We start from the raw sequence: 23,183 nt of genomic DNA, 5'->3' as shown, positions 1-23,183 counted from the left end.
CGTCGGCCCGACGCTCACGTCCACCGCGGCTCGTCGGCGCCCCACGGCCGGGCGGGCGCGGGGTAGTCGTCGACCCGGGCGTCGCCGAGGCGGTCGAGCGCGGGGCGGGTCGTCGTCGCGACGACCTCGCGGCCGTCCAGGCGCACCGGGTGCTCGACGACGCAGCGCGGGCCGGGCGTGCGCGGCGCGTCGTGCGCGGGGTCGCGGCCGGGAGCCGCGAGCAGGGTGTGGGCTGTCCGGGCGAGCGCGCCGTCGACCTCGCGACCCCGGCCGTCGGCCGCGCGGTCCGTGAGGGCGTCCACGACGGCGGCCGCGAGGAGGTAGCCGGTCGCGTGGTCGAGCGCCTGGGCGGGCAGAGCTCCTGGGGTCGCGTCCTCGGGAGCGGGGTCGTTCCGCGCCCCTTCCACCAGGGCGATCCCGCTCACCGCCTGGACGATCGAGTCGAAGCCGCGCCGGTCGGCCCACGGGCCGTCGTCGCCCCACGCCGTGACGCGGGCGTGCACCGCGCCCAGCGGGAGCCGCAGCCCGAACGCCTCGACCGCCCCCGGGCGGTAGCCGGTCACCAGCACGTCGGCGCGGTCGAGGAGCTCCTGAGCGCGGGCGAGGCCGTCGTGCGTCGCGAGGTCGAGCAGCGTCGACCGCTTGCCCTGCCCGGTGTCGAGGTGCTGGACCTCGATCTCCGGGAGCCTTGGCGGGTCGACGCGCAGGACGTCCGCGCCGAGCAGGGCGAGCGTGCGCGTCGCGACGGGACCCGCGATGACGCGCGTCAGGTCGAGCACCCGGAGCCCGGCGAGCGGACGCTGCCCGCGCTCGAGCGGGCGTGGGGGAGCGGCGTCGTCGCGCACCGAGCGCCGCACGGGAAGGCCCGACGCCGCGGCGCGACCGGGTGCGGACCCGCGCCACTCGTCCTCGGAGCGCACGCGCACCGCGATCGCCCCGGTCTCGGCCGCTCGGTCCTCGACGTCCTGGGCCGAGCGCGCGGCGAGGGCGGCGGCGACGACGTCGCGCGACGAGACGTTGCGGACGTCGTCGGCGAGGTCGAGCAGCGCGAGCAGCCGCGCGCGGTGGTGCGGGTAGTTCGCGTGCGTGCGGACCCAGCCGTCCGCGGTCCGGAAGAAGCCCGAGAGCGGGGCGAAGCCGTCCACCGGGGCTCCGTCGACGCGCAGCAGCCGGTCGCTCGCGAAGGCCGCGGCGACTCGCTCGGGGTCGGGAGGCGTTCCGGCGTCGAACCGGCCCGCACGAGCCGCGGCGTCGCGGACGGCGACGACCGACGCGACCGCGAGCTCCAGGACGGGCAGCGTGCCCGCGAGCAGGCCGCGCCCGGCATGTGCCGTCGTGCTTCCCACGGCACGACGCTACGCCGGCTCCGACCGTGTGTCCGGGGCGAGCGTCCGCATGGCGCGCCACCGGGACCCGACGTGCACGCGGGCACCGCGTCGGAGGGCTGGCTCAAGGTGCCCGTGGGCAGCCTCACGGGCTACGTCTCCACGACCTACCTCTCGGCCACGAAGCCGCGCTGACGCCCCGGTCGCGTGCCCGGGTCAGTGCCCGACGGTGACGGTGCCGGGGAACCGGGCCGCCGAGCGGTCGGTCGCGGACCCGTCGCCGGCGGCGTTGATCTCGGAGATCATCATGACGAGCTCGAGGTCGGAGTCCGCCGCGCGGGCGAGGCTGGTCGCGAGCTGGTACGGGTCGGTGAGCGGCTTCATGTCGTAGTCGGTGACGATCATGCGCGTCTGCATTCCCAGGCTGTCGTTCTCGACCGCCGTGCGCACGCTGTCCGCGAGGCGGTTCATCTGCGACTCCGTGAGGGTCATCGTCACCTGCTGGCCGGACGACACCTCGCTCGACGGGGAGAAGCCCGAGAAGTCCTTCGTGTTGAAGTACTGCGAGGACATGTCGTCGGCCGTCACGTCGAACGAGTACGTCCGCGCGGACACGTCCTCGGTCCCCGACGCGTCGAAGGCCTGCGACATGCGGAAGTCGCCGCGGTCGCCGTACGTCGCGGTGAGGAGCTGCTCCGTGCTGCCGTCGGGGTTGGTCGTCGCGACGAGCGAGCCCGTGTTCTTGCCGATCTCCCACTCGGCACCGCCGACGGGAGTGTCGAAGCCGACGGTCGACGTCGAGTCGAACTCGACCCGCTCGATCTTCGTGGTGCCGGAGATCCCGGTCGACGCGTCGGCGGGGATCTCGCCGGTGACGAGGTAGGTGTCGTACGCCGCCTGGCCCTCGGGCGTCGACAGGTCGAACTCGGCGCTGCGCAGCGACGCGCCGTCGAGCGAGGTCGTGTTGCCGAGCATGACCTTCACGGCGTCGAAGTCGAGGCCGAGGCCGGCGTGGTTCGCGATGGCCTCGGTGGGGCCAGCGGTGACGCGCACCGTGTCGTCGCCCGTGCGCTCGATGAGGCTCGTCACGCCGCTCGCGTCCTTGACGGACGACTCGACGGCGATGTGGCGGAACGCCGCGTTGAGCTCGGTCTCCGAGTAGCTGCCGCCGTCCATCGTGACGGACGAGCCGACCGGCATGCTCCGGGGGTCGAACGGGTTGATGCTCCCGGGATCGGTGACGCCCGCGCCGTCGGGCACCTTGACCGTGTACTCGGACGTGACGCCGGTCGTGTACCCGCCGCTGACGCCCGTGCCGCCCTTGTCGACACCGCCCTCGACGCCGATCGAGACGTCGGACTTGGACGTGTACGTGGTGAAGCCGTCCTCGGACTTCTCCCCGACCGTGTACTCCGCACCGCCGGTGACGCCGAACGAGATCTTCGACCCGTTCGTCGTCTTCATCCAGTCGGAGAGCGAGCCGCTGCCCGAGTACGTGGTCTCGCCGCTCTCGGGGTCGTGGGTCACCCCGAACCCGACCTTCGCGTCCGTGCCCTCGGTCGCCGGGTTGCCCAGGCTCCCGTTGTCCGTGCCGGACTCGTGGTCGCCCTTCACCGTGACCTGGGGGCCGCCGGGGCTCTCGTCGCCCGAGCCCGACCCGCCACCCGCGGCGCCGCCGGGACCGCCGCCGGAACCCGGCCCGCCGCCGGGGCCGCCGCTGCCGCCCCCGCCCGGGCCGCCCGTGCCGTCGGAGCTGGCGCTCTCCTGCTGGTCGGCGTTCTTGCGGACCTTGTCCGCCGCGTCGCGGAGCGTCGCGGTCGCGGCGGCCAGCGCGGGGCCCAGCTCGGCGGACCAGCGGCCGCGCAGCTCGTCACCGTCCGGGCCGGCCCAGCGGGCGCCGCTCACGGTCGAGTCCAGCGTGCTGCGCGTCGTGGTGAGAGCCTCGGACGCCGTCGTGAGGTTCTGCGCGAGCGCGTGCAGCTCGCCGATGTCGGCACCGTAGAACCCCATGGTCGTCCCTCTGTCGCTGCGGATCGTGCACCCGGAGCGTACGTGGGCGGGCGCCACCGCGTCTCGCCCGGCTCATGGGGCGAGGTCCCCATGGCGCGCCTCGCACGGCACGGGAGCGCGGCGCGCGGTCAGGCGGAGAGGACCCCCGCGAGCCGGTCGAGGACGATCTGGCCCGCCGGCGGGACGCGGTGCGCGTCGGCCGGCGTGAGCCAGGCGAGCTCGGCGATCTCGGCGCTCGGCGCCGGCTCGGGGGAGCCCGGGACCGGCTCGGCGTACAGGCAGTGCATGCGCACGACCCGACCGCCGAGTCCGTGCCCGGGGGCCTCGGCGACGAACGCGGGGCGGACCGACGTCGGGTCGAGGCGGACGCCCAGCTCCTCGTGGATCTCGCGCACCAGGGCATCGGTGTCCGACTCGCCCGGCTCGACCTTGCCGCCCGGCACGAAGAAGCGGTCCTTGCCGGTCGTGCGGACGGCGAGCAGGCGCCCGTCGCGGACGTTCACCCAGCCGACGGTGCGCAGCGGCGGCAGTGCGGCGGGCTCGGGGGAAGGCGGGTCGGTGCGGGGAAGGTCGTGCGACGTCACGCCCCCACTGTGCCATCTCCGTCGTGCCCTCTCCGCGGCGCCGTCCGGCGCCGACGGCTCACGACGCCGGGACCCCGACGGCGCGTGGCGCACCCAGCGAGCCACGCGCCGTCGGGCCTGCCCCTCGCGCGGCCCCAGTTCCGGCGAAGGGCGATCGTGCCGGGCCGGGCCCGGCACAGACGATCGTCACACCGACCGGCGAACCGTGCTCGCTGCGGCCCCGCCCCAGGAGACGCCGAACACGACATTGCTGCCGTCATCCGGGCGATAACGGCTGCAATGTCGTGTTCGAGGCGAGCAGGTCAGGCTCGAGGGCGTCGTGTCACCAGGACGCGTTGCGCGCCAGCTCGAGCGCGACCTCCTGCCACCACTGTCCGGCGGGCGGCCCGCCGTTGCACGACCCGTCGCTCTCGCCGGGCAGCTTGACCCACAGCAGCGCGTCGAGGTGCGTGCCGTCGTCGACCGCGCGCGGCTGCTCGCCGAGCGCCCGACCCCGCGGGTTGCACCACTCGCCGTTGCTCCCGTTGCCGTTGCGCGACGTGTCGACGACGAACGACACGTCCCCGCCGAGCACCGCGGCGACCTGCTCGCCGTACGCTCGCGACTCGGCCGTCGTGCGGTAGTTCGACGTGTTGAGCGCGAACCCGACGGCGTCGTCGAGGCCCACCTGCTGGAGGCGGGCCGCGGCGGTCGCCGGGCTCAGCCATGCCGAGTGGCCCGCGTCGACGTAGACGCGCGCCCCGGCGTCGGTCAGGATGCGCGCCGCGTCGCGCAGCATGCCCACGCGGTCGCCCTGGCCGGAGCAGTCGCCGAGCTGGGCGAGGGCGTCGGGCTCGAGGACCACCCACGGCTCGCCGACGATGCCCGACGCGACCGTCTGGACCCAGCTCCGGTACGCCGCCTCGGCGGTGCCGCCGCCCGAGTGCGAGCCGCAGTCGCGGCCGGGGATCGCGTAGACCGTCAGGAGCGGCGTCGCACCCTCGGCCGCGGCCGCGCTCGTGAACGCGGCGACCTTCGCGCGCGACACCTGCGCGTCCGCGTCGGTGACCCACGACGACTGCGGCGTGAGCGCGATCTTCGCGAGCAGGTCCCGGTCGCTGCCCGACGCCGCCTGCCAGGCCTCCCACGACTGGTTCGTCTCGTCCACGTGGAACGTCACGTCGCCCGGCGTCTCGGGCGGGTCGGTGGGATCGGTGGGGTCGGGCGGGGCGTCGCCGCCGCACGCGACACCGTCGAGCGTGAAGCTCGCGGGCACGGCCGGAGCGGACGCGGCCGTGCCCACGAGGCCGAAGGAGGCGCTGCCGCCCGTGGCGAGCGACGCGTTCCAGCCGACGTCGCCCACGGTGGCCCGGCCGCCGTCGCGCACGAGCGTGCCGTTCCAGAGCTGGCCGATGCTCTCGCCAGCCGGCAGGTCCCAGGCCAGCTCCCAGCCCGAGCGCGGGGCGCCGAGGTTGGTGACGGTGACGTCGGCCTGGAAGCCGCCGGACCAGGAGCTCGTGATGCGGTAGTCGACCGTGCAGGCCGTGGACGTCGCCGCCGCGCTGGAGGTCGCGAGCGCGGCGCCGGCGGTCGCCGTGGCGCCCAGCGTCGCGAGGGTCGCGACGGCGACGAGCTTCGCCGCACGGGGTCGTCGGGTGGGGGAGGTCGCTCTCATGCTCGGGGCTCCGTCGCCTCGGGGTCAGGACATCGCCACGGTAGGGACTGCCGGGGAGCGGCGGAGAGGGTGCGAAACGTTTCGGCCTGTAGCGAGTCGGGTCTATAGGTTTGTCGCGAGGGTATGTTTGTCGCCATGGCATCCAAATCGCTCCAGGAACCCGCGTTCCTCGTCCTGTCCGCGCTCGCCGCCGGTCCGCTGCACGGGTACGGCATCGCGCAGGACGTCGAGTCCAGCTCCGACGGCCGCGTGACGCTGCGTGCCGGGACGCTCTACGGCGCGATCGACCGGCTCGTCGCCGCCGGGCTCGTCGAGGTCGACCACGAGGAGGTCGTCGACTCCCGCCTGCGCCGCTACTACCGGCTCACCACCGAGGGCGGGTCGCGCCTCGCCGCCGAGGCCGAGCGCGCCGAGGCCCAGGCGCGCCGCGCGCTCGAGCGCCTCGGTGCCCGACGCCGTGCGTCCGCGGCGGCGCGCGACGACGCCGCGGCGCGCCCCGCCCGCGGCCTCGCGGGAGGCCTCGCCGACGGCGGGGCGGTGCCGGCATGAGCGAGGGCCGCGAGCGCCGCGCCCGCGCCGCGGGTTCCGGGGCCGACATGCCGGCAGCCGCGAACCCGAGGGCAGAGCCCGGCGCGACGGTGCTCGTCACCCCGGTGCTCGTGCGGGACTACCGCCGTCTCCTGCGGCTCTTCCCGTACACGTACCGGCGGGCGCACGAGGCGGAGATGCTCGGCCACCTGCTCGACGGCGCGCAGCCGGGCCGGTCGCGCCCGACCCGTGCCGAGCGGTGGGACCTCCTGCGTGCCGCCGCGCGCGAGTGGGCGCTCGCGGCGCTGGGCCCGACCGAGCGGCAGCGTGCGTCGGCCGCGGTCGTGGTCCTCGTCGCGCTGACGGCGGTGCTCGCCGCCCCCGCGTCGCAGGGCCTCTTGCGCGTCGGCCTCGCGCTGGGGGACGAGTCCGCGCGGGAGGTGGTGGGAACGGCCGCCTCGCCGGCGTGGCTGGCGGTCGCGGCGGCGCTCGTCGCGGTGCCCCCCGCCCCGGCCTGGCTGCTCTGGGCGGGATCGGTCGTGGCCCTGGCAGCGCGCCTGCGGCGGACCGGGGTCGTGCTCGCCGCGCTCGCCGCCGCGGCGGGCGTCGTCGCGGTCGGGTCGCTCGTCGCGGCGGAGCGCGCGCCCGTCGCGTTCCAGGAGGTCGGGTGGGTGGTCGCCCTCGTGGCCTTCCTCGGGGCGGTCGTCGCCCGGGTGCGGCTCGTGCAACCCGCCCTGGGAGCGCGCGCGGGTGTGGCCGCGCTCTGGCTGACGGCGGTGTCGCTGGCGGTCTCCGTGCCACGGAGCGCGACGGTCGTCGCGGACGAGGGCGTCTGGGTCACCGCCCCGGGCTACCCCTTCACGCTGGCGGCGGACGCCGCGATCCTCGTGGCCGTGGCGGTCCTGCTGGTGGCCGTCCGCCCCGTGCGGCAGTCCGCTCCCGCGCTGGCCGGGGTGCTCACCGCCCTGGTCCTCAGCGGTTCGGACGTCTTCTGGTCCGGCGCGCTCGACACCACGGTCGTGAACCTGGGCAACGTGCTCGGGGTGGTCGCGCTGTCGGCCGTCGTCACGCTCGTGGCCCGGTGGGTGGTCAACCGCCTCGACGAGCTCGCCGCGTCCCGGGCCTCGCACCGTACACTGCTCGCTGCCGCGGGAGGGACGCGGGAACCGGCCGCGCCGCCCCCCGTCGAGCCGACCGCGGTCTGACGCCCGCGCCGTCCAGCGCAACGCTGCGTGAGAACGACCTGAGGGCCGTTATCCGGTGGATAACGGCCCTCAGGTCGTGGTCGGCGCGGGGCCGGGTCAGTCCAGGTAGTCCGCCACCAGGCGGGACGCGAGGCCCGTGTACGTCGCCGGGGTGAGGTTCGCGAGGCGCTGCGCGACCTCGTCGGGCAGGCCGAGGCCGGCGACGAACTCGCGCAGGCGCGCCGCGTCGACGCGCTGGCCGCGCGTGAGGTCCTTGAGGCGCTCGTACGGGTTCTCCATGCCCGGCACGCCCGCGACGGACGCCGCGCGCATCGCCGACTGGATGGGCTCGCCGAGCACCTCCCAGTTCTCGTCGAGGTCCGCCGCCATGAGGTCGGCGTTCGCGGCGAGGGCCTTGAGGCCGCGGCGCACGTTGTCGATCGCGAGGAGCGAGTGGCCGAACGCGGGGCCGACGTTGCGCTGCGTCGTCGAGTCCGTGAGGTCGCGCTGGAGGCGCGAGGTGACGAGCGTCGAGCCGAGCGTGTCGAGCAGCGCGGAGGAGATCTCGAGGTTGGCCTCGGCGTTCTCGAACCGGATGGGGTTGACCTTGTGCGGCATGGTCGACGACCCGGTCGCGCCGGGCACGGGGATCTGCGTGAAGAACCCGAGGGAGATGTACGTCCACACGTCGGTCGCGAGGTTGTGGAGGATGCGGTTGAAGCGCGCGACGTCGGCGTACAGCTCGGCCTGCCAGTCGTGCGACTCGATCTGCGTCGTCAGCGGGTTCCAGGTGAGGCCGAGGCCCTCGACGAAGTGCTTCGAGACCGAGGGCCAGTCCACGCCCGGGACGGCGACGGTGTGCGCGCCGTACGTGCCCGTCGCGCCGTTGAGCTTGCCCAGGTACTCGGCCGCGCCGACCCGGCGGAGCTGGCGGCGCAGGCGGTGCGCGAGGACGGCGAGCTCCTTGCCGAGCGTCGTCGGCGTCGCGGGCTGGCCGTGCGTGCGCGAGAGCATCGGCACGTCGGCGAGGTCGCGCGCCATCTCTGCGAGCTGGTCGGCGAGCGCCGTCGCGGCGGGCAGCCACACGTGCTCGACGGCGCCGCGCACCATGAGCGCGTACGACAGGTTGTTGACGTCCTCGCTGGTGCACGCGAAGTGCACGAGCTCGCCGACGCCGGGGAGCACGGTCTCCGCGCCCAGGGCGTCGGGCGCGGCGGCCAGGCGGCGCTTGACGAAGTACTCGACGGCCTTCACGTCGTGCACCGTCTCGCGCTCGATCGCGGCGAGCTCGGCGATCTCCTCGCCGCCGAACGTCGCAGGGATCTGGCGCAGGTACGCGACCTCCGCGTCGGAGAGCTGAGGAGCGCCGGGCACGACCGGGCGGACCGCGTTCTCGTCGACCGCCTGGACGCCGTTGCACAGCGTGATCAGCCACTCGACCTCGACGTGGATCCGCTCGCGGTTGAGCGCGGCCTCGCTGAGGTGGTCGACGAGCGGCGCGACGGCCGCGCGGTAGCGGCCGTCGAGCGGGCCGAGCGCGATCGGCGGGGTCACCTCGGCGAGCGACACGCGGGCAGGGGCGTCTGCGGCAGGGTTCTCGGGCACGCCCCTGATTCTCCCACGCGTGCCCGACGGTGGCCCGCGCCTCCCGCAGTCCGGTCACGCGGTCCTGGGCGGGCGAGCGATCGGTGGGCGTCGCGCGGGTCGTGGCCGTCCCCAACCCCGTCTCCCGAGGGGCCCGTCCACAACGACGGACGGGGTCGCCGCGTCCCGGAAAGCGACTGCGTACGGTCCCCGCCATGTCCTCCTCGTCGCCCCCGCCGCCCCCGCCGTGCGTCGCCGCGCCGTTCGGCGTCTCGCTCGCCCGGACCCGGGTCCTCACCGCCCAGGACGACGTCGCGCGAGCGGGTGCCGCGCTCGTCGCGCCCGACCTGCCGTGGGCGGGTCACGCCCGCGCGACGTACGACGACGCGGCCGCCGATCGCCGGAGCGGGCTGCTCCGGCTCGGCATGCTGCTCGACAGCTGCCTCCTGCGCCTGGACGCGCTCACCGTCCTTGCCGAGGCCGAGGTGGCGCGGATCCGGGCCGAGCTCGCCGCGACGGGTGTCGCGTGAGCGGGCCTCGTCCGACGCCCTTGGTCGAGGTGCGTGGTGGGACGGAGCCGACGGCGGTCGAGACGGCGGCGGTCGTCGCGCAGGCGGTGGCCCTGGGTGCGCGGGCGGACCTCGTCGCCGCGACCCTGGTTGCGCTCCGGGACGCACGGGAGTCCGTCGCCGTCGCGACTGCCAGTCCCACCTCGTTCGGGGGCCGGCTCGCAGGCGACGCCCCGCTGCGCGCCACCACGGGCTGGGACGTCCACGCCGTGCCGTTCTGGTCGCCCGAGGTGCGTGCCGCGCGCGCGGCCGCGCTCGAGGCCTTCGACCTCGCGATCGGCGTCGCGCAGGAGCAGGAGCGGGACCTGCGCGACCTGGCGTCGCGCCTGCACCGCGCGGTACGTGTCTACGACGACGCCGACGCCGCGGCGACCGCCGCGTGGCAGGATCTCGGGCTCCTCGTCGCGGGCGGCCTCAGCCCGGTCGGTGCCGCCACCGCCGGGGTCGTCGGCATCCTGGCCGTGGGGGCCGTCGGGGCCCTGCACTCGCTCCTGGAGGGTCGCCCGTCCGTGTACCGGGTCGTCACGACGTGGGAGTCGCTGCACCCCGCCACGATCCGCGCGCTGAGCCGTGCGATCGGCGTGCTCGACGTGGACCGCCCGTGGTACCGGCTGCCCACGGTCGGCAACGGGGCGTCGGTGCTGCGCGGGCTGTCGCAGCCCCTCCGGGACCGGTTCCTGCGCGACCCCGAGGTCCGCCTCGTCGACCCGTCCTACGACCTGCCGACCCCCACGGACGTCCGCTCCGCGCTCGGCGCCGTCGCGGCGCTCGAGACGGACTCGACGCTCAGCATCCAGCGGATCGTCAAGGCCGACGGCACGCCCACGTGGGTGGTCGCGATCCCCGGAACGCAGCCCTTCAACCTCAGGTCGGTCTTCAACATGACGTCCAACTACCAGCTCATGGACGACGACCCGGCGGTGCGGGCACAGGCCGACAGCGCGCGCGCCGTGCTGGACGCGATGCGGCAGGCCGGGATCGGGCCGGACGACGACGTCGTGCTCGTGGGGCACAGCCAGGGCGGCATGATCGCGTCGACGGTCGCGGCGGCGACCGCCGGAACGTACACCGTGCGGCACGTCGTGACGGCCGGGTCGCCCGTCGCCGGACACGCCCTCCCGCCGGGGGTCAAGGGCACGCACCTCGAGACCCAGGGGGAAGGGGTCTCCGACCTCGACGGGGCGGAGAACCGCGCCACGCCCGACAGGGTGACCGTGACGGGGACCTTCATGTCACCAGGCGGTGGGCCGTCGCTCGAGCTCCCGCACAGCGTGCACTATCACCAGGAGGTGCTGGACGCCGCGATCGAGGTGGGCGACCGTGGGCTCGAGGAGCACCTGACCGACGTCGAGCGGCTGCTCGACGGCGAGGCGGAGGAGCCCCTCGTCTACGAGGCGCGCCTGGTGCCCGACCCGGACACCACGTTCTGCATCGGGGACGTGGCGGTCCCGCGGTCGCTCACGCCCCCGTGGGCGCCGGGCACACCGTTCCCGGGCACGCCCGGCGTCCCGCTGCCCGGAGTGCCGTCGCCGGGTCCGCCGTCGCCCGGACTGCCGGGGTTCCCCACGACCGGTGGTTCCGGGGCCGGTGACCTCACCGCGCCGGGCCCGGACGGTGCGGCCGACGACGAGGCGCGGTGACGGCCGGTGGCCGTCGCGGTCGGTGGCCGTGGCGTTCGGACGTGCTCCCGGTCAGCGCTCCTGTGCCTTCGGCACGACGGCCGAGACGGCGAAGTTGATGAGCCCGATGATCAGGGCCGCGAGCAGGGCCCACCAGAACCCGCCGATGATGCGGATGCCCCAGTCCGTCTGCTCGGTGATCCACGCGGTGAGCATGAGCATCAGCGCGTTCACGACGAGCGAGAACAGGCCCAGCGTGAGGATGTAGAGCGGGATGGACAGGATCTGCACGATCGGCTTGATGACGGCGTTCACCAGTGAGTAGAGCAGCGCCACCACGAGGATGATGACGAGCTGCCCGCCGGCGGTGTCGGAGCCGACGATCTGGAAGTGCTCGTCGATGAACAGGCTCGTGAGCCAGATCGCGAGGCCGGTGACGAGGACGCGGACGACGAAGCTCATACCGGGCATCCTGCCACCCGGGCGGCGGGAGGGCACGGCGCCGGGCCGTGCGCCGCCGGGGTCGCGTCGGGCAGGTGGCATGATCGAGGATCGTGGCCCACGAACCCCGCGTCCCCCTGCGTCCCGCCGTCGCCGCCCTGCCGGCCTACGTCCCGGGGGCCCGCGTCGCCCCGGGCGCTGCGGCGTTCAAGCTCTCCTCCAACGAGAACCCGTACCCGCCGCTGCCGTCGGTCGTCGCCGCGATCGCCGACGCCGCCGCGGACGTGAACCGCTACCCGGACATGTACGCGACCGAGCTCACGGAGGCGCTCGCGGCGGACCTCGGTGTCGGTGCCGACCAGGTCGTCGTGGGCAACGGCTCGGTCGCGGTGCTCGCACACGTGCTCCAGACGGTCGTCGAGCCGGGCGACGAGGTCGTGTACCCGTGGCGGTCGTTCGAGGCGTACCCGATCGCGGTCGCCGTCGCGGGCGGGACGTCGGTCCAGGTGCCGCTGCGGACCGGGGCCGACGTCGGTCGGCTCGACCTGCCCGCCATGGCCGCCGCGATCACCGAGCGCACGCGGGTCGTGATGGTCTGCACGCCGAACAACCCGACCGGCCCGGTCGTGCACCGCGACGAGCTCGAGACGTTCCTCGCGGCCGTCCCGTCGGACGTGCTCGTCGTGCTCGACGAGGCGTACCTCGAGTTCGTGCGCGACCCCGAGGCACCCGACGGCCTCGCCGTGTACGCGCAGCACCCGAACGTCGTGCTGCTCCGGACGTTCTCCAAGGCCTACGGCCTGGCCGGCCTGCGCGTGGGCTACGCCGTCGCGCGCCCGCGGCTCGCGGCGGGGATCCGCGCCGTGTCGACGCCGTTCGGCGTTTCCCACGTCGCGCAGCGCGCGGCCATCGCGTCGCTCGCCGCGCGCGACGAGCTGCTCCAGCGGGTCGAGCACCTCGTCACCGACCGCGCGCGCCTCGTCGAGGGCCTGCGTGACCAGGGCTGGGTGCTGCCGGAGTCGCAGGCGAACTTCGTGTGGTTCGACCTGGGCGAGCGCACGATGCAGCGGGCTGAGGAAGCCCGTGCGGCGGGGGCGATCGTGCGCCCGTTCGCGGGCGAGGGCCTGCGCGTGAGCGTCGGCGAGCCGGAGGCGACGGACCTCTTCCTCCGCGTGAGCGCCACCTGGCTCGAGGACCGTACGGCCGGCTAGGGCACCTGACCTGCACCTGTTGCCGGGTGCCGGTCGCGCGAGAACACTCGCGTCCATGGACACCATCGATACCGACCAGCTCGTCGAGGAGTACGGCTGGGCCTTCGGCACCGCCGCGTTGGTCCTCTACGTCGCGGTGGCGGTGATCTTCTTCATCGCCTACGTCCGGATCATCCAGAAGGCCGGCTACTCGGGCTGGTGGATCCTCGTCGGCCTCGTGCCGATCCTCAACGTCGTCATGTTCCTCGTGTTCGCGTTCTCGCGCTGGCCCGTGCTGCGCGAGCGCGACGCGCTGCGCGCGGGCGGCGCGTACCCGCGGTAGGGCGAGCCCCCGCCGGCACGGGGGTCGTCCGGCGGGGATTGGAGGTTCCCTACAGCCCGCCGCGACGGATGTTGGGCGACACGTCGGCAGCCGAACCTACGGTGTCGTAGCCTACGCTTGCGTAGGCTACGGAGACGTAGGTTCCGACGGCGCCCCGACCGGGCGCCTCCTGCCCCCGAGCGGGCCGGCCGCACGGTCGGGCCGCACCGAAGGAGAGTCGCGTGACCGAGAACGACGCGAGAACCGCCGCGCGGGACGGCGCGAGCACGCCCCCCGACCTCCCCGACGTCGCGGGCGGTCCCGACGACGCCCCCCTGCTCCAGCTCGTGACGCCGGCGGGAGCCCGCGTCACGACCCCCGAGACGGACGGCTACCGCGAGCGCGTCGCCCACCTGGACGCCGCCGCCCTGCGCGGCCTCTACCGCGACATGGTGCTCACGCGCCGCTTCGACGACGAGGCGACGTCGCTCCAGCGCCAGGGCGAGCTCGGCCTGTTCGCGCAGTCGAAGGGCCAGGAGGCGGCGCAGATCGGCTCCGGGCGCGCGCTCGCCCCGCAGGACTACGTCTTCCCGTCCTACCGCGAGCACGGCGTCTCGCACGTGCGCGGCATCGACCCGACGGCGCGCCTGCGCCTCTTCCGCGGCGTCGACCACGGCGGGTGGGACCCGACGGCGCACAACGTCCACCTCTACACGCTCGTCATCGGGTCGCACGCGCTGCACGCGACCGGGTACGCGATGGGCGTCCAGCGTGACGGCCTCGTCGGGTCGGGCGACCCGGAGCGCGACACGGCCGTCGTCACGTACTTCGGCGACGGCGCGACGTCGCAGGGCGACGTCAACGAGGCGCTCGTGTTCGCCGCGGTGAACAACGCACCCGTCGTGTTCTTCTGCCAGAACAACCAGTGGGCGATCTCCGAGCCCACCACCAAGCAGTCGCGCGTGCCGCTCTACCGCCGCGGCGGCGGGTTCGGCGTCCCGAGCGTCCGGGTCGACGGCAACGACGTGCTCGCGTGCTACGCCGTGACCGCGGAGGCCCTGGAGCGGGCGCGCACGGGCGGCGGCCCGACGTTCGTCGAGGCGTTCACGTACCGCATGGGCGCGCACACGACGTCGGACGACCCGACCAAGTACCGCTCGCGGGCCCAGGAGGAGTACTGGCGCCGTCGCGACCCGATCGACCGGCTCGAGAACCTGCTCCGCGCCGAGGGCGCGTGGGACGACGCGTTCGCCGCCGACGTCGCGGCCGAGGCCGACGCGCTCGGCGAGCGGCTGCGCGACGAGGTCCGCGCGCTCGCCGCCCCCGACCCGTCGACCATGTTCGACCACGTCTACGCGACCCCGAACGCCGTGGTCGAGCGTGAGAAGGCGTGGTTCGCCGACTACCAGCAGTCCTTCGAGGAGCCGGCCGCGGAGGTGGCCCGATGAGCGAGAACAAGACCCTGACCCTCGCCCGCGCGATCAACGAGGGCCTGCGCCGGTCGCTCGAGACCGACCCGAAGGTCCTGCTCATGGGCGAGGACATCGGCGCGCTCGGCGGCGTGTTCCGCGTGACCGACGGGCTCCAGAAGGACTTCGGCGAGGACCGCGTCGTCGACACGCCGCTCGCGGAGTCGGGCATCCTCGGCACGGCGATCGGCCTCGCGCTGCGCGGCTACCGCCCGGTCTGCGAGATCCAGTTCGACGGGTTCATCTTCCCCGCGTACGACCAGATCACGACGCAGCTCGCGAAGATGGGCTACCGCTCGGGCGGGAAGCTCCAGGTCCCCGTCGTGATCCGCGTGCCGTACGGCGGCGGGATCGGCGCCGTCGAGCACCACAGCGAGAGCCCCGAGGCGCTGTTCGCGCACACCGCGGGCCTGCGCGTCGTCTCGCCGTCCACGCCGCAGGACGCGTTCACGATGATCCAGGAGGCCATCGCCTCACCGGACCCCGTGCTGTTCTTCGAGCCCAAGGGCCGCTACTGGGAGAAGGGGCCCGTCGAGGCCTCCGGCCGCGGGGAGGGCGCGACCGTGCTCGACCGCGCGCGCGTCGTCCGCCCCGGGACCGATCTCACGCTCGTCGCCTACGGGCCCACGGTCGCGACCGCCCTCCGCGTCGCCACGGCGGCCGAGCAGGAGGGTCGCAGCATCGAGGTCGTGGACCTGCGCAGCATCTCCCCGCTCGACACGGCGACCGTCGTGGAGTCCGTGCGCCGGACCGGTCGCTGCGTCGTCGTGCACGAGGCGCCGACGTACCTGGGCTCGGGCGCCGAGGTCGCGGCCCGCGTGACCGAGGAGTGCTTCTACTCGCTGGAGGCGCCCGTGCTGCGCGTCGGCGGGTTCCACACGCCGTACCCCGTCGCCAAGATCGAGCACGACTACCTGCCGAGCCTCGACCGCGTGCTCGACGCCGTCGACCGCGCGTTCGCGTTCTGACGCGACCGTAGCGACCTCGGCAGCGCCGACCGGGACCACCAGGAGGACCACGCAGTGCCCACCTTCGAGAAGTTCAACCTCCCCGACGCGGGCGAGGGCCTCACCGAGGCCGAGATCGTGCAGTGGCACGTCGCCGTCGGCGACGCCGTGACGGTCAACCAGACGATCGTCGAGATCGAGACGGCCAAGTCGCTCGTCGAGCTCCCGTCGCCGTACACGGGCGTCGTCGCGGAGATCCTCGCGCCCGAGGGGACGACGGTCGAGGTCGGCGTGCCGATCATCGTCGTGGACACCGACCCGTCCGGTGCCGCTCCGGCGCCGAGCACGCCGGCCGCCGTCGTGCCCGACGGCGCGGACGCGGCCCCCGCCCCCGGCTCGCCCGCCGCAGGGGCCGGGTCGGACGGCGCCGTCGCGCCCGCGGCGTCCGACGCACCGGCCGGAGGCTCCGGCTCGGTGCTCGTCGGATACGGCACGGTCGAGCCGGGCACCGCGCGCCGTCGTCGCCGCACCGCGGAACCCGCCGCGGCGGACCGGTCCGCGGCGTCGGCTCCAGCGCCCAGCGTGCCCGCCGCGGCACCTCGCGCGACCGTACCGGTCTCGGCGAGCGCCGCCGTCGGGCACGTGCACCTGCCCGTGCTCGCCAAGCCGCCGGTCCGCAAGCTCGCCAAGGACCTGGGCGTCGACCTCGCGAGCGTCGCGGGCACCGGCCCGGGCGGGATCGTCACGCGCGAGGACGTGCAGGCGTACCACGAGCAGGCGAAGGCACAGCCCTTGGCGACGTACGCCGACGACGACCAGCCGTGGCTCGCGACCGGCGCCGTCACCCCCGACGGCCGCCAGACGCGCGTCCCCGTGAAGTCGGTGCGCAAGCGCACCGCCGAGGCGATGGTCACGAGCGCGTTCACCGCCCCGCACGTCACGGTGTTCCACACGGTCGACGTCACCAAGACCATGCGGCTCGTGCACACGCTGCGCGAGGACCGGGAGTTCGCCGACGTGCGGGTCACCCCGCTGCTCGTCACCGCCAAGGCGCTGCTCCTCGCCGTGCGCCGCCACCCGGAGATCAACGCGAGCTGGGACGACGCCGCGCAGGAGATCGTCTACAAGCACTACGTGAACCTGGGGATCGCGGCCGCGACGCCACGCGGGCTCGTGGTGCCGAACATCAAGGACGCGCACCGCCTCGACCTGCACGGCCTCGCGGGCGAGATCGCGGACCTCACGTCGACCGCGCGCGCGGGCCGCACGTCGCCCACCGACATGTCCGACGGCACCATCACGATCACGAACGTCGGGGTGTTCGGCATCGACACGGGGACGCCGATCCTCAACCCGGGCGAGGCCGCGATCCTCGCGTTCGGCGCGATCCGCGAGCAGCCGTGGGTCCACAAGGGCAAGATCAAGAAGCGCTGGGTCACGCAGCTCGCGCTGAGCTTCGACCACCGCCTCGTCGACGGCGAGCTCGGCGCGCGCGTCCTGGCCGACGTCGCGAAGGTTCTGGAGGACCCGGCCCGAGGCCTCGTCTGGGGCTGACGTCTCACTCCCTCCGGCTGAGGAAGAACCGGACTGCGGTTCTACCTCGCGCGACGGCGGGCTCTCACAGAGGGCTGGCCATGGGTGTGCGGAAGACCTCACACGGGCTTAACGACGGCCGCGCGCCGGGGAAACACGGCGTTCCTAGCGTCCTGGGTACTGACCGGGACCTGCTGAAGGAGCCGCCATGTCCGCGCCCACGAGCCCCACCACCCACGAGGGTGAGCAGTCTGCAGAGCACCCCTCCAGCACCTCGACCACCACGACCGTCGCGCCCTCCGCGGCCGGGGCCGCGACCGCCGTCGGGCTGGCCACCGCCACGACGGCCGCCCCGACTCATCGCTCGGGGCGCTGGATCGACCGCTGGGACCCGGAGGACCCGACGTTCTGGCGCGACGGCGGCCGGAGGGTCGCGACGCGCAACCTGTGGATCTCGGTGTTCGCGGAGTTCCTCGGCTTCGCGGTCTGGGCCCTGTGGTCGATCGTCGTGCCGCAGCTCCCCGCGGCCGGCTTCGCGTTCACGGTCGACCAGCAGTTCTGGCTCATCGCCGTACCGAGCCTCGTCGGCGCGACGCTGCGCATCCCGTACACGTTCGCGGTGCCGCTGTTCGGCGGCCGCAACTGGACCGTGGTCTCCGCGCTCCTGCTCCTGCTCCCGACGACGGCGCTCGCGGTCGCGGTGCAGGACCCGGGGACGCCGTTCGGCGTCATGCTCGCGGTCGCGGCGCTCGCCGGGTTCGGCGGCGGGAACTTCGCGTCGTCGATGGCGAACATCTCGTTCTTCTACCCGGAGCGGGAGAAGGGCAAGGCGCTGGGGCTCAACGCCGCGGGCGGCAACCTCGGGACAGCGGTCGTACAGCTCGCGGTGCCGCTCGTCATCGTCGCGGGGGCGGGCGTCGCGCTCGAGCGCGCGGGCCTCATGATGATCCCGTTCATCCTGCTCGCGGCGTTCCTCGCGTGGCGCTTCATGGACAACCTGTCCACCGCGAAGGCCGACCCGAAGTCGTTCGCCGCGGCGACGCGGAACAAGCACACGTGGATCATCTCGTTCCTCTACATCGGGACGTTCGGGTCGTTCATCGGGTACGCCGGGGCGTTCCCCATGCTGCTCAAGGGCCAGTTCCCCGAGGTGACGCTGTCGATCGCGTTCCTCGGCGCGCTCGTCGGCTCGGTGTCCCGCCCGCTCGGGGGGATCATCGCGGACCGCCTGGGCGGCACGCGCGTCACCATCGCGTCGTACGGGGTCATGGCGTTCGGCGCGTTCGGCGCGATCCAGGCGCTCCAGTCGCACAGCTTCGGCCTCTTCTTCGCGTCCTTCCTGGTCCTGTTCGTCGCGACGGGCATCGGCAACGGTTCGACGTACCGCATGATCCCGGCCGTCTTCCAGGCGAGCGCGGTCCCCGGGGGAGCCCCCGACGGCGCCCTCGCGACGGACCCGGCCGCGCTGGACGAGGCGCGCGCCCGCGCCCGCAAGGCCGCGGCCGGGTGCATCGGGATCGCCGGGGCGATCGGCGCCTTCGGCGGCTTCCTCATCCCGCGCGGGTTCGCGGCGTCGACGAGCCTCGCCGGCTCGCTCGTCCCGGCCCTGTGGGTGTTCATCGGGATGTACGCGGTCATGGCGGTCGTCGCCTGGGCCGTGTACCTGCGCAAGGGGTCGGCGCTCGCGTCGGCCGGGATCTGAGCGGAGGCCACGAGAGTGCCGTCCGCTCCCACGACTGCCGCGCCGGGGACGTCTGAGGCCCCCGGCGCGGCACCGGCCGTCGCCCCGCGAGCCGCCGAGACGCGCGCCGGCACGCCGCCGGCCGCCGACACGCACTGCCCGTACTGCGCGCTGCAGTGCGGCATGCGGCTCTCCCCGTCGGACGACCCGGCGCCGTCGGCGGTGCTCCCGGTGACGGTCGCCCCGCGCGACTTCCCGACCAACCGCGGCGGCCTGTGCCAGAAGGGCTGGACGAGCGCGACGGTCCTCCGCGCGACGGACCGGATCACGAACCCGCTGCTGCGCGGGAGCGACGGCGAGCTGCACCCGGCGTCGTGGGACGAGGCGCTGGACGTCGTGGCCGCCGGGATCGGCCGCGTGCAGGCCGAGCACGGCCGGGACGCGGTCGCGGTCTTCGGCGGCGGCGGCCTGACGAACGAGAAGGCGTACGCGCTCGGCAAGTTCGCCCGCACGGTGCTGCGCACCGCGAACATCGACTACAACGGGCGTTTCTGCATGGCCTCGGCCGCGGCGGGCGCGAACCGCGCGTTCGGCGCCGACCGCGGGCTCCCGTTCCCCCTCGCCGACCTCGGCGGAGCGGACGCCGTGCTCCTGCTCGGCTCGAACCTCGCCGAGACGATGCCACCCTCGGTCCAGCACCTCGCGGGCGTGCGCTCGCGGGGTGGGCTCATCGTCGTGGACCCGCGCCGCAGCGCGACCGCAGCGCTCACGGGCGAGCCGGGGGACGCCGTCGGGCAGCGTGCCGGAGTGCCCGACGACGGACGCTCGCCCGGGCGCCTAGTCCCGTCTCCGGGCGCGGGGCCGGTGGGCGACCAGGGCGTGCACCTCCAGCCCGTGCCCGGCACGGACCTGGTGGTGCTGCTCGCGCTGCTGCACGTCGTGGTCACGGAGGGGCTCGCGGACGCGGAGTTCCTCGACGCGCGCACGGCGGGTTTCGACGACGTCCGGCGCTCCGTCATGGTGTGGTGGCCCGAGCGGGCCGAGACCGTGTGCGGCGTCCCGGCCGACCGGCTGCGGTACGTGGCCCGCCTGCTCGCCGCGGCGTCGCCCGCCCGCGGTGGCTCGGGCGCGTACGTGCTCACGGGCCGCGGCGTCGAGCAGTCGTCGCAAGGCACCGCGACGGTGACGGCCGCGATCAACCTCGCTCTCGCGCTCGGCCTGCCGGGCCGCGTCGGCTCCGGCTACGGCGCGATCACCGGGCAGGGCAACGGGCAGGGCGGGCGCGAGCACGGTCAGAAGGCCGACCAGCTCCCGGGCTACCGCAAGATCGACGAGCCGGCGGCGCGCGCGCACGTCGCGGCCGTGTGGGGTGTGGACCCGGCGACGATCCCCGGCCCGGGCATGCCGGCGGTGACGTTGCTGCGCTCGCTCGGCGAGCGGCCGGGTCCGGGCGGCGCGGGCACGACGTACGCCGACGACGGGCGCCCGCGCGCGCTGCTCGTGCACGGGTCGAACGTCGTGGTCAGCGCGCCGGACGCCGACCAGGTCGCCGCGAACCTGCGCGCCCTCGACCTGCTCGTGGTGTGCGACCTGGTGCCGTCGGAGACGGCGCTCCTCGCCGACGTCGTGCTGCCGGTCACGCAGTGGGCCGAGGAGGAGGGCACCATGACGTCGCTCGAGGGGCGCGTCATCCGCCGCCGTCGCGCGGTCGACGCGCCCGGCGAGGCGCGCTCGGAGCTGTGGATCCTCGCGGAGCTCGCGCGGCGCCTGGGCTCGGACGTCTCCTTCCCGACCGACCCCGCCGCCGTCTTCGACGAGCTCGCGCGCGCGTCCGCGGGCGGCGTGGCCGACTACTCGGGCCTGAGCCACGCCCGCCTCGACGCGGACGAGCGCGACGGCGGCCCGGGACTGTACTGGCCGGTCCCGAGCGCGGAGCACCCGGGCACGCCGCGGACGTTCCTCGACCGCTTCGCCACGCCGGACGGGCGGGCGCGGATGGTCGTCGTCGACCACGTCGGGCCGAGCGACGACGTGCGCTCCGACGCCCCGCTCTACCTCGTCACCGGCCGCGTGCTCCAGCACTACCAGTCGGGCGCGCAGACGCGGCGCGTGCCCGAGCTCGACCGCCTCGTCCCGGAGCCGTTCGTCGAGCTGCACCCGGTCCTCGGCCTGCGGCTCGGGGTCGGCGACGGCGACCGCGCTCGCCTCACGACGCGCCGCGGCGAGATCGAGGCCGTGGCGCGGTGGACCGACCGGATCCGGCCGGACACGGTCTTCATGCCCTTCCACTGGAGCGGGGAGGGCAGCGTCAACCGCGTCACGACCGACGCGACCGACCCGATCTCGGGCATGCCCGAGTTCAAGGTGTGCGCCGTGGACGTGCGGCGCGCGCCCGACACCCAGGAGGTGGGCGCATGACGCGCGTCGTCGTGGTCGGCAACGGCATGGTCGGGTCGCGGTTCGCGAGCGACCTCGTGGCGCGGTGCGGGACCTCCGCGGGGACGGCGGCCGTCGAGGTCACCGTCCTCGGTGCGGAGGAGTACGAGCCGTACAACCGGGTGCTGCTCAGCGAGGTCGTCGCGGGCAAGGTCGACGTCGCGGCGATCGGGCTGCCCGGCGCGGACGACGCGCGCGTCACCGTCCGGCGCGGCACCGAGGCCATCGCGATCGACCGCGCCGCGCGCCGCGTGGTCACGGGCGAGGGCGCGCACCCGTACGACGTCGTCGTGCTCGCCACGGGTGCGTCCGCACGGATCCCCGACCTGCCGGGACTGACGGACCTCCCGGGCGGCCTGCCCCGCGGCGCGCACGCGCTGCGCACGCTCGACGACGCGCGCGAGATCGTCGCGGCGTCGGTCAACGCCCGGCACGCCGTGGTCGTCGGGGCGGGAGTCCTCGGGCTCGAGGTCGCGTGCGGGCTCGCGCGCCGTGGTGTCGCCGTGAGCCTCGTGCACGGCGGCGGGAGCGTCATGGACCGCCAGCTCGATCGCACCGCGGGCGGCGTCGTCGCGCGCAGCCTCGCGGGCCTCGGCGTGCGGACCTGGACCCGTGCGCGCACGGAGCGCGTCGTCGTGGGGTCGGGCTCCGTGCGCGGCGTGACGCTCCGCGTGCCCGACGGCGAGGCTCCCGCCGGGTCGTCGGCCCGCCCGGGTGGTGGCGCCGGGGGAGCGGAGGACGCGACGCGGCTCGTCGACCTCGAGGCCGACCTGCTCGTGCTCGCGTGCGGCACCGTGCCGGAGGCCGGGCTCGCGCGCGCGGCGGGCCTCGCGGTCGACCGGGGCGTCGTCGTCGGGCACGACCTGGCGAGCCCCGACGACCCGCGCGTCTTCGCGATCGGCGACTGCGCCCAGCCGCCCGAGGGCGGTACGGGGCTCATCGCGCAGGGATGGGACCAGTCACGCCGGCTCGCGGAGCACCTCGCGGGGCGGTTCGCGGCAGCGGGCGCCGGGGGGCCGGGCGCCGCGCAGGGGGCGGCGCCGGGCCGTCCGCGCGTCCGCCTGGGGGTCGACGCCGATCGGCCGAGCATGGCGCTGCGCCTCGCCATGAACGTCGTCGCGCGTCCGCTCCCGGCGACGCCCGCGCCGTCGGCAGCGACGCGTTCCGGGGCCGCCACCGGTCCTGCCGGACCAGGGGCGGCGGGTCGCCCGAGGCCTGCGGCGGCGGCGAAGCCCGGGGTCGCCGAGCGCGCGACGGCCGGGACCGACGTCGTGCGCGTCAAGGCCGCAGGGCTCGAGATCGTGACGATGGGCGTGTGCGGCGAGCGGCGGACGCCCGACCCCGCGCACCGCTCCGTGACGCTGAGCGACCCGGCGTCGGGGCGGCACGTCGAGGTCGTCGTCGCGGGCGGCCTGCTCGTGGGCGCGACGTGCGTCGGAGCGCCGGAGGTGGGCGCCGACCTCACGGCCACGTACACGCGCCGGGTCCCCGTGCCGGTCGACCCGGCCCACCTGCTGCTGCGGCCCGTCGCGCAGGCTCCCGCGCCGGCGTCGTCACCGACGCACATGCCCGACCGCACGACGGTGTGCACGTGCAACGGCGTGACCAAGGGCGACGTCGTGGGGTGCTGGCACGACGGCGCGCGGAGCGTCGACGACGTCGCGCGGGCCACGCGCGCGACGACCGGCTGCGGGGGCTGCAAGGACGTCGTGTGCGGGCTGGTCGACTGGCTCGCGCAGGCCGACCCGGAGCAGTCGCAGGGCGCGGCGGCGCCGGCGCGCGTCGGCCTCAGCACCTGACGTCGGCGGGCGCTGCGGAGATCGGTGGTCAAGACCGCCGACCTCGGCACGACCTGCCGACCTCACACGGCGCTGCGCGTCCGGGTGAGAACACCGTTACGGACGGGCAACGGACGGGGCACGGCCGCGAAATCGCCCGTCCGTAGCGTCGTCAGCACCGTCCCGGGGACTCTCCTCGCTCTCGTCGGAACCCGCGGGCGGTGACCGATCCGCCCCGACGCCCCCAGGAGCCCGCCGTGACCGGACCTCAGACCGATCCCGCCCCTGCCCCCGGCGCGCCCCGCCACCTCGTCGTCGTCGGCGGCGGC

At 75.0% G+C, this 23,183-nt stretch carries 18 protein-coding genes; 12 read left to right on the top strand and 6 right to left on the bottom strand.

The features are described from left to right. Positions 1-14: 14 nt before the first annotated feature. From ACFVN3_RS06150 to ACFVN3_RS06135, 4 genes are all read right to left on the bottom strand, one after another. The gene (locus tag ACFVN3_RS06150; RefSeq protein WP_378231682.1) at positions 15-1,346 is read right to left on the bottom strand and encodes a CoA transferase; all 1,332 of its coding nucleotides are present in this window, start codon (positions 1,344-1,346) and stop codon (positions 15-17) included. A gap of 195 nt (positions 1,347-1,541) precedes the next feature. After that, positions 1,542-3,335, bottom strand: coding sequence for a hypothetical protein (locus tag ACFVN3_RS06145; RefSeq protein WP_378231680.1), 1,794 nt, complete (start codon positions 3,333-3,335; stop codon positions 1,542-1,544). A 128-nt stretch (positions 3,336-3,463) separates the two neighbouring features. Further along, on the bottom strand, positions 3,464-3,919 hold the full coding sequence (locus ACFVN3_RS06140; protein WP_378231678.1) for an NUDIX domain-containing protein: 456 nt from the start codon (positions 3,917-3,919) through the stop codon (positions 3,464-3,466). Between the two features lie 322 nt (positions 3,920-4,241). Continuing rightward, entirely contained in the window at positions 4,242-5,573 is a 1,332-nt protein-coding gene (locus ACFVN3_RS06135) for a glycoside hydrolase family 6 protein (RefSeq protein ID WP_378231676.1), read from the bottom strand. 135 nt (positions 5,574-5,708) lie between these two features. Here ACFVN3_RS06135 and ACFVN3_RS06130 point away from each other — a divergent pair, with 135 nt between their 5' ends. Continuing rightward, positions 5,709-6,122 (top strand): PadR family transcriptional regulator, encoded by a 414-nt coding sequence (locus tag ACFVN3_RS06130; protein WP_378231674.1) that lies wholly within the window; start codon positions 5,709-5,711, stop codon positions 6,120-6,122. Next, entirely contained in the window at positions 6,119-7,306 is a 1,188-nt protein-coding gene (locus ACFVN3_RS06125) for a hypothetical protein (RefSeq protein ID WP_378231672.1), read from the top strand. Before ACFVN3_RS06130 ends, ACFVN3_RS06125 begins: the two co-directional genes overlap by 4 nt. 96 nt (positions 7,307-7,402) lie before the next feature. On the opposite strand, the gene purB is transcribed toward ACFVN3_RS06125, so the two are convergent. Further along, positions 7,403-8,890 carry an adenylosuccinate lyase gene (gene purB / locus ACFVN3_RS06120; protein WP_378231670.1) on the bottom strand — a complete coding sequence of 496 codons (1,488 nt, stop codon included), beginning with the start codon at positions 8,888-8,890 and terminating at the stop codon, positions 7,403-7,405. A 194-nt stretch (positions 8,891-9,084) separates the two neighbouring features. Between purB and ACFVN3_RS06115 the strand changes: the two genes are divergently transcribed. Further along, on the top strand, positions 9,085-9,399 hold the full coding sequence (locus tag ACFVN3_RS06115) for a hypothetical protein (RefSeq protein ID WP_378231668.1): 315 nt from the start codon (positions 9,085-9,087) through the stop codon (positions 9,397-9,399). After that, positions 9,396-11,078, top strand: a complete 1,683-nt coding sequence (locus ACFVN3_RS06110) for a hypothetical protein (protein ID WP_378231666.1) — start codon at positions 9,396-9,398, stop codon at positions 11,076-11,078. Before ACFVN3_RS06115 ends, ACFVN3_RS06110 begins: the two co-directional genes overlap by 4 nt. 51 nt (positions 11,079-11,129) lie before the next feature. On the opposite strand, the gene ACFVN3_RS06105 is transcribed toward ACFVN3_RS06110, so the two are convergent. Next, on the bottom strand, positions 11,130-11,519 hold the full coding sequence (locus ACFVN3_RS06105; protein ID WP_378231663.1) for a phage holin family protein: 390 nt from the start codon (positions 11,517-11,519) through the stop codon (positions 11,130-11,132). 89 nt (positions 11,520-11,608) lie between these two features. On the opposite strand from ACFVN3_RS06105, the gene hisC reads away from it, so the two are divergent. The 8 genes from hisC (at position 11,609) to ACFVN3_RS06065 (ending at position 22,875) form a co-directional block, all read left to right on the top strand. Then, a complete protein-coding gene (gene hisC / locus ACFVN3_RS06100) occupies positions 11,609-12,709 on the top strand; it encodes a histidinol-phosphate transaminase (protein ID WP_378232057.1) in 1,101 nt (366 codons plus the stop codon). Between the two features lie 55 nt (positions 12,710-12,764). Continuing rightward, positions 12,765-13,031: a hypothetical protein gene (locus ACFVN3_RS06095; protein ID WP_378231660.1), complete on the top strand. Its 267-nt coding sequence runs from the start codon at positions 12,765-12,767 to the stop codon at positions 13,029-13,031. 221 nt (positions 13,032-13,252) lie between these two features. Then, positions 13,253-14,458: a pyruvate dehydrogenase (acetyl-transferring) E1 component subunit alpha gene (pdhA, locus tag ACFVN3_RS06090; protein WP_378231658.1), complete on the top strand. Its 1,206-nt coding sequence runs from the start codon at positions 13,253-13,255 to the stop codon at positions 14,456-14,458. Further along, the gene (locus ACFVN3_RS06085) at positions 14,455-15,447 is read left to right on the top strand and encodes an alpha-ketoacid dehydrogenase subunit beta (RefSeq protein ID WP_378231656.1); all 993 of its coding nucleotides are present in this window, start codon (positions 14,455-14,457) and stop codon (positions 15,445-15,447) included. Before pdhA ends, ACFVN3_RS06085 begins: the two co-directional genes overlap by 4 nt. Before the next feature lie 54 nt (positions 15,448-15,501). Then, on the top strand, positions 15,502-16,980 hold the full coding sequence (locus ACFVN3_RS06080; RefSeq protein WP_378231655.1) for a dihydrolipoamide acetyltransferase family protein: 1,479 nt from the start codon (positions 15,502-15,504) through the stop codon (positions 16,978-16,980). A gap of 187 nt (positions 16,981-17,167) precedes the next feature. Next, positions 17,168-18,661, top strand: a complete 1,494-nt coding sequence (locus ACFVN3_RS06075) for an MFS transporter (RefSeq protein WP_378231654.1) — start codon at positions 17,168-17,170, stop codon at positions 18,659-18,661. 162 nt (positions 18,662-18,823) lie between these two features. Continuing rightward, positions 18,824-21,058, top strand: a complete 2,235-nt coding sequence (locus ACFVN3_RS06070) for a molybdopterin oxidoreductase family protein (protein WP_378232056.1) — start codon at positions 18,824-18,826, stop codon at positions 21,056-21,058. Next, a complete protein-coding gene (locus tag ACFVN3_RS06065) occupies positions 21,055-22,875 on the top strand; it encodes an FAD-dependent oxidoreductase (RefSeq protein WP_378231652.1) in 1,821 nt (606 codons plus the stop codon). Before ACFVN3_RS06070 ends, ACFVN3_RS06065 begins: the two co-directional genes overlap by 4 nt. Positions 22,876-23,183: the final 308 nt, after the last annotated feature.

This window comes from Cellulosimicrobium sp. NPDC057862, from assembly GCF_042797035.1.
Classification (GTDB): domain Bacteria; phylum Actinomycetota; class Actinomycetes; order Actinomycetales; family Cellulomonadaceae; genus Cellulosimicrobium.
This window is presented reverse-complemented; position numbering and strand designations above follow the sequence as displayed.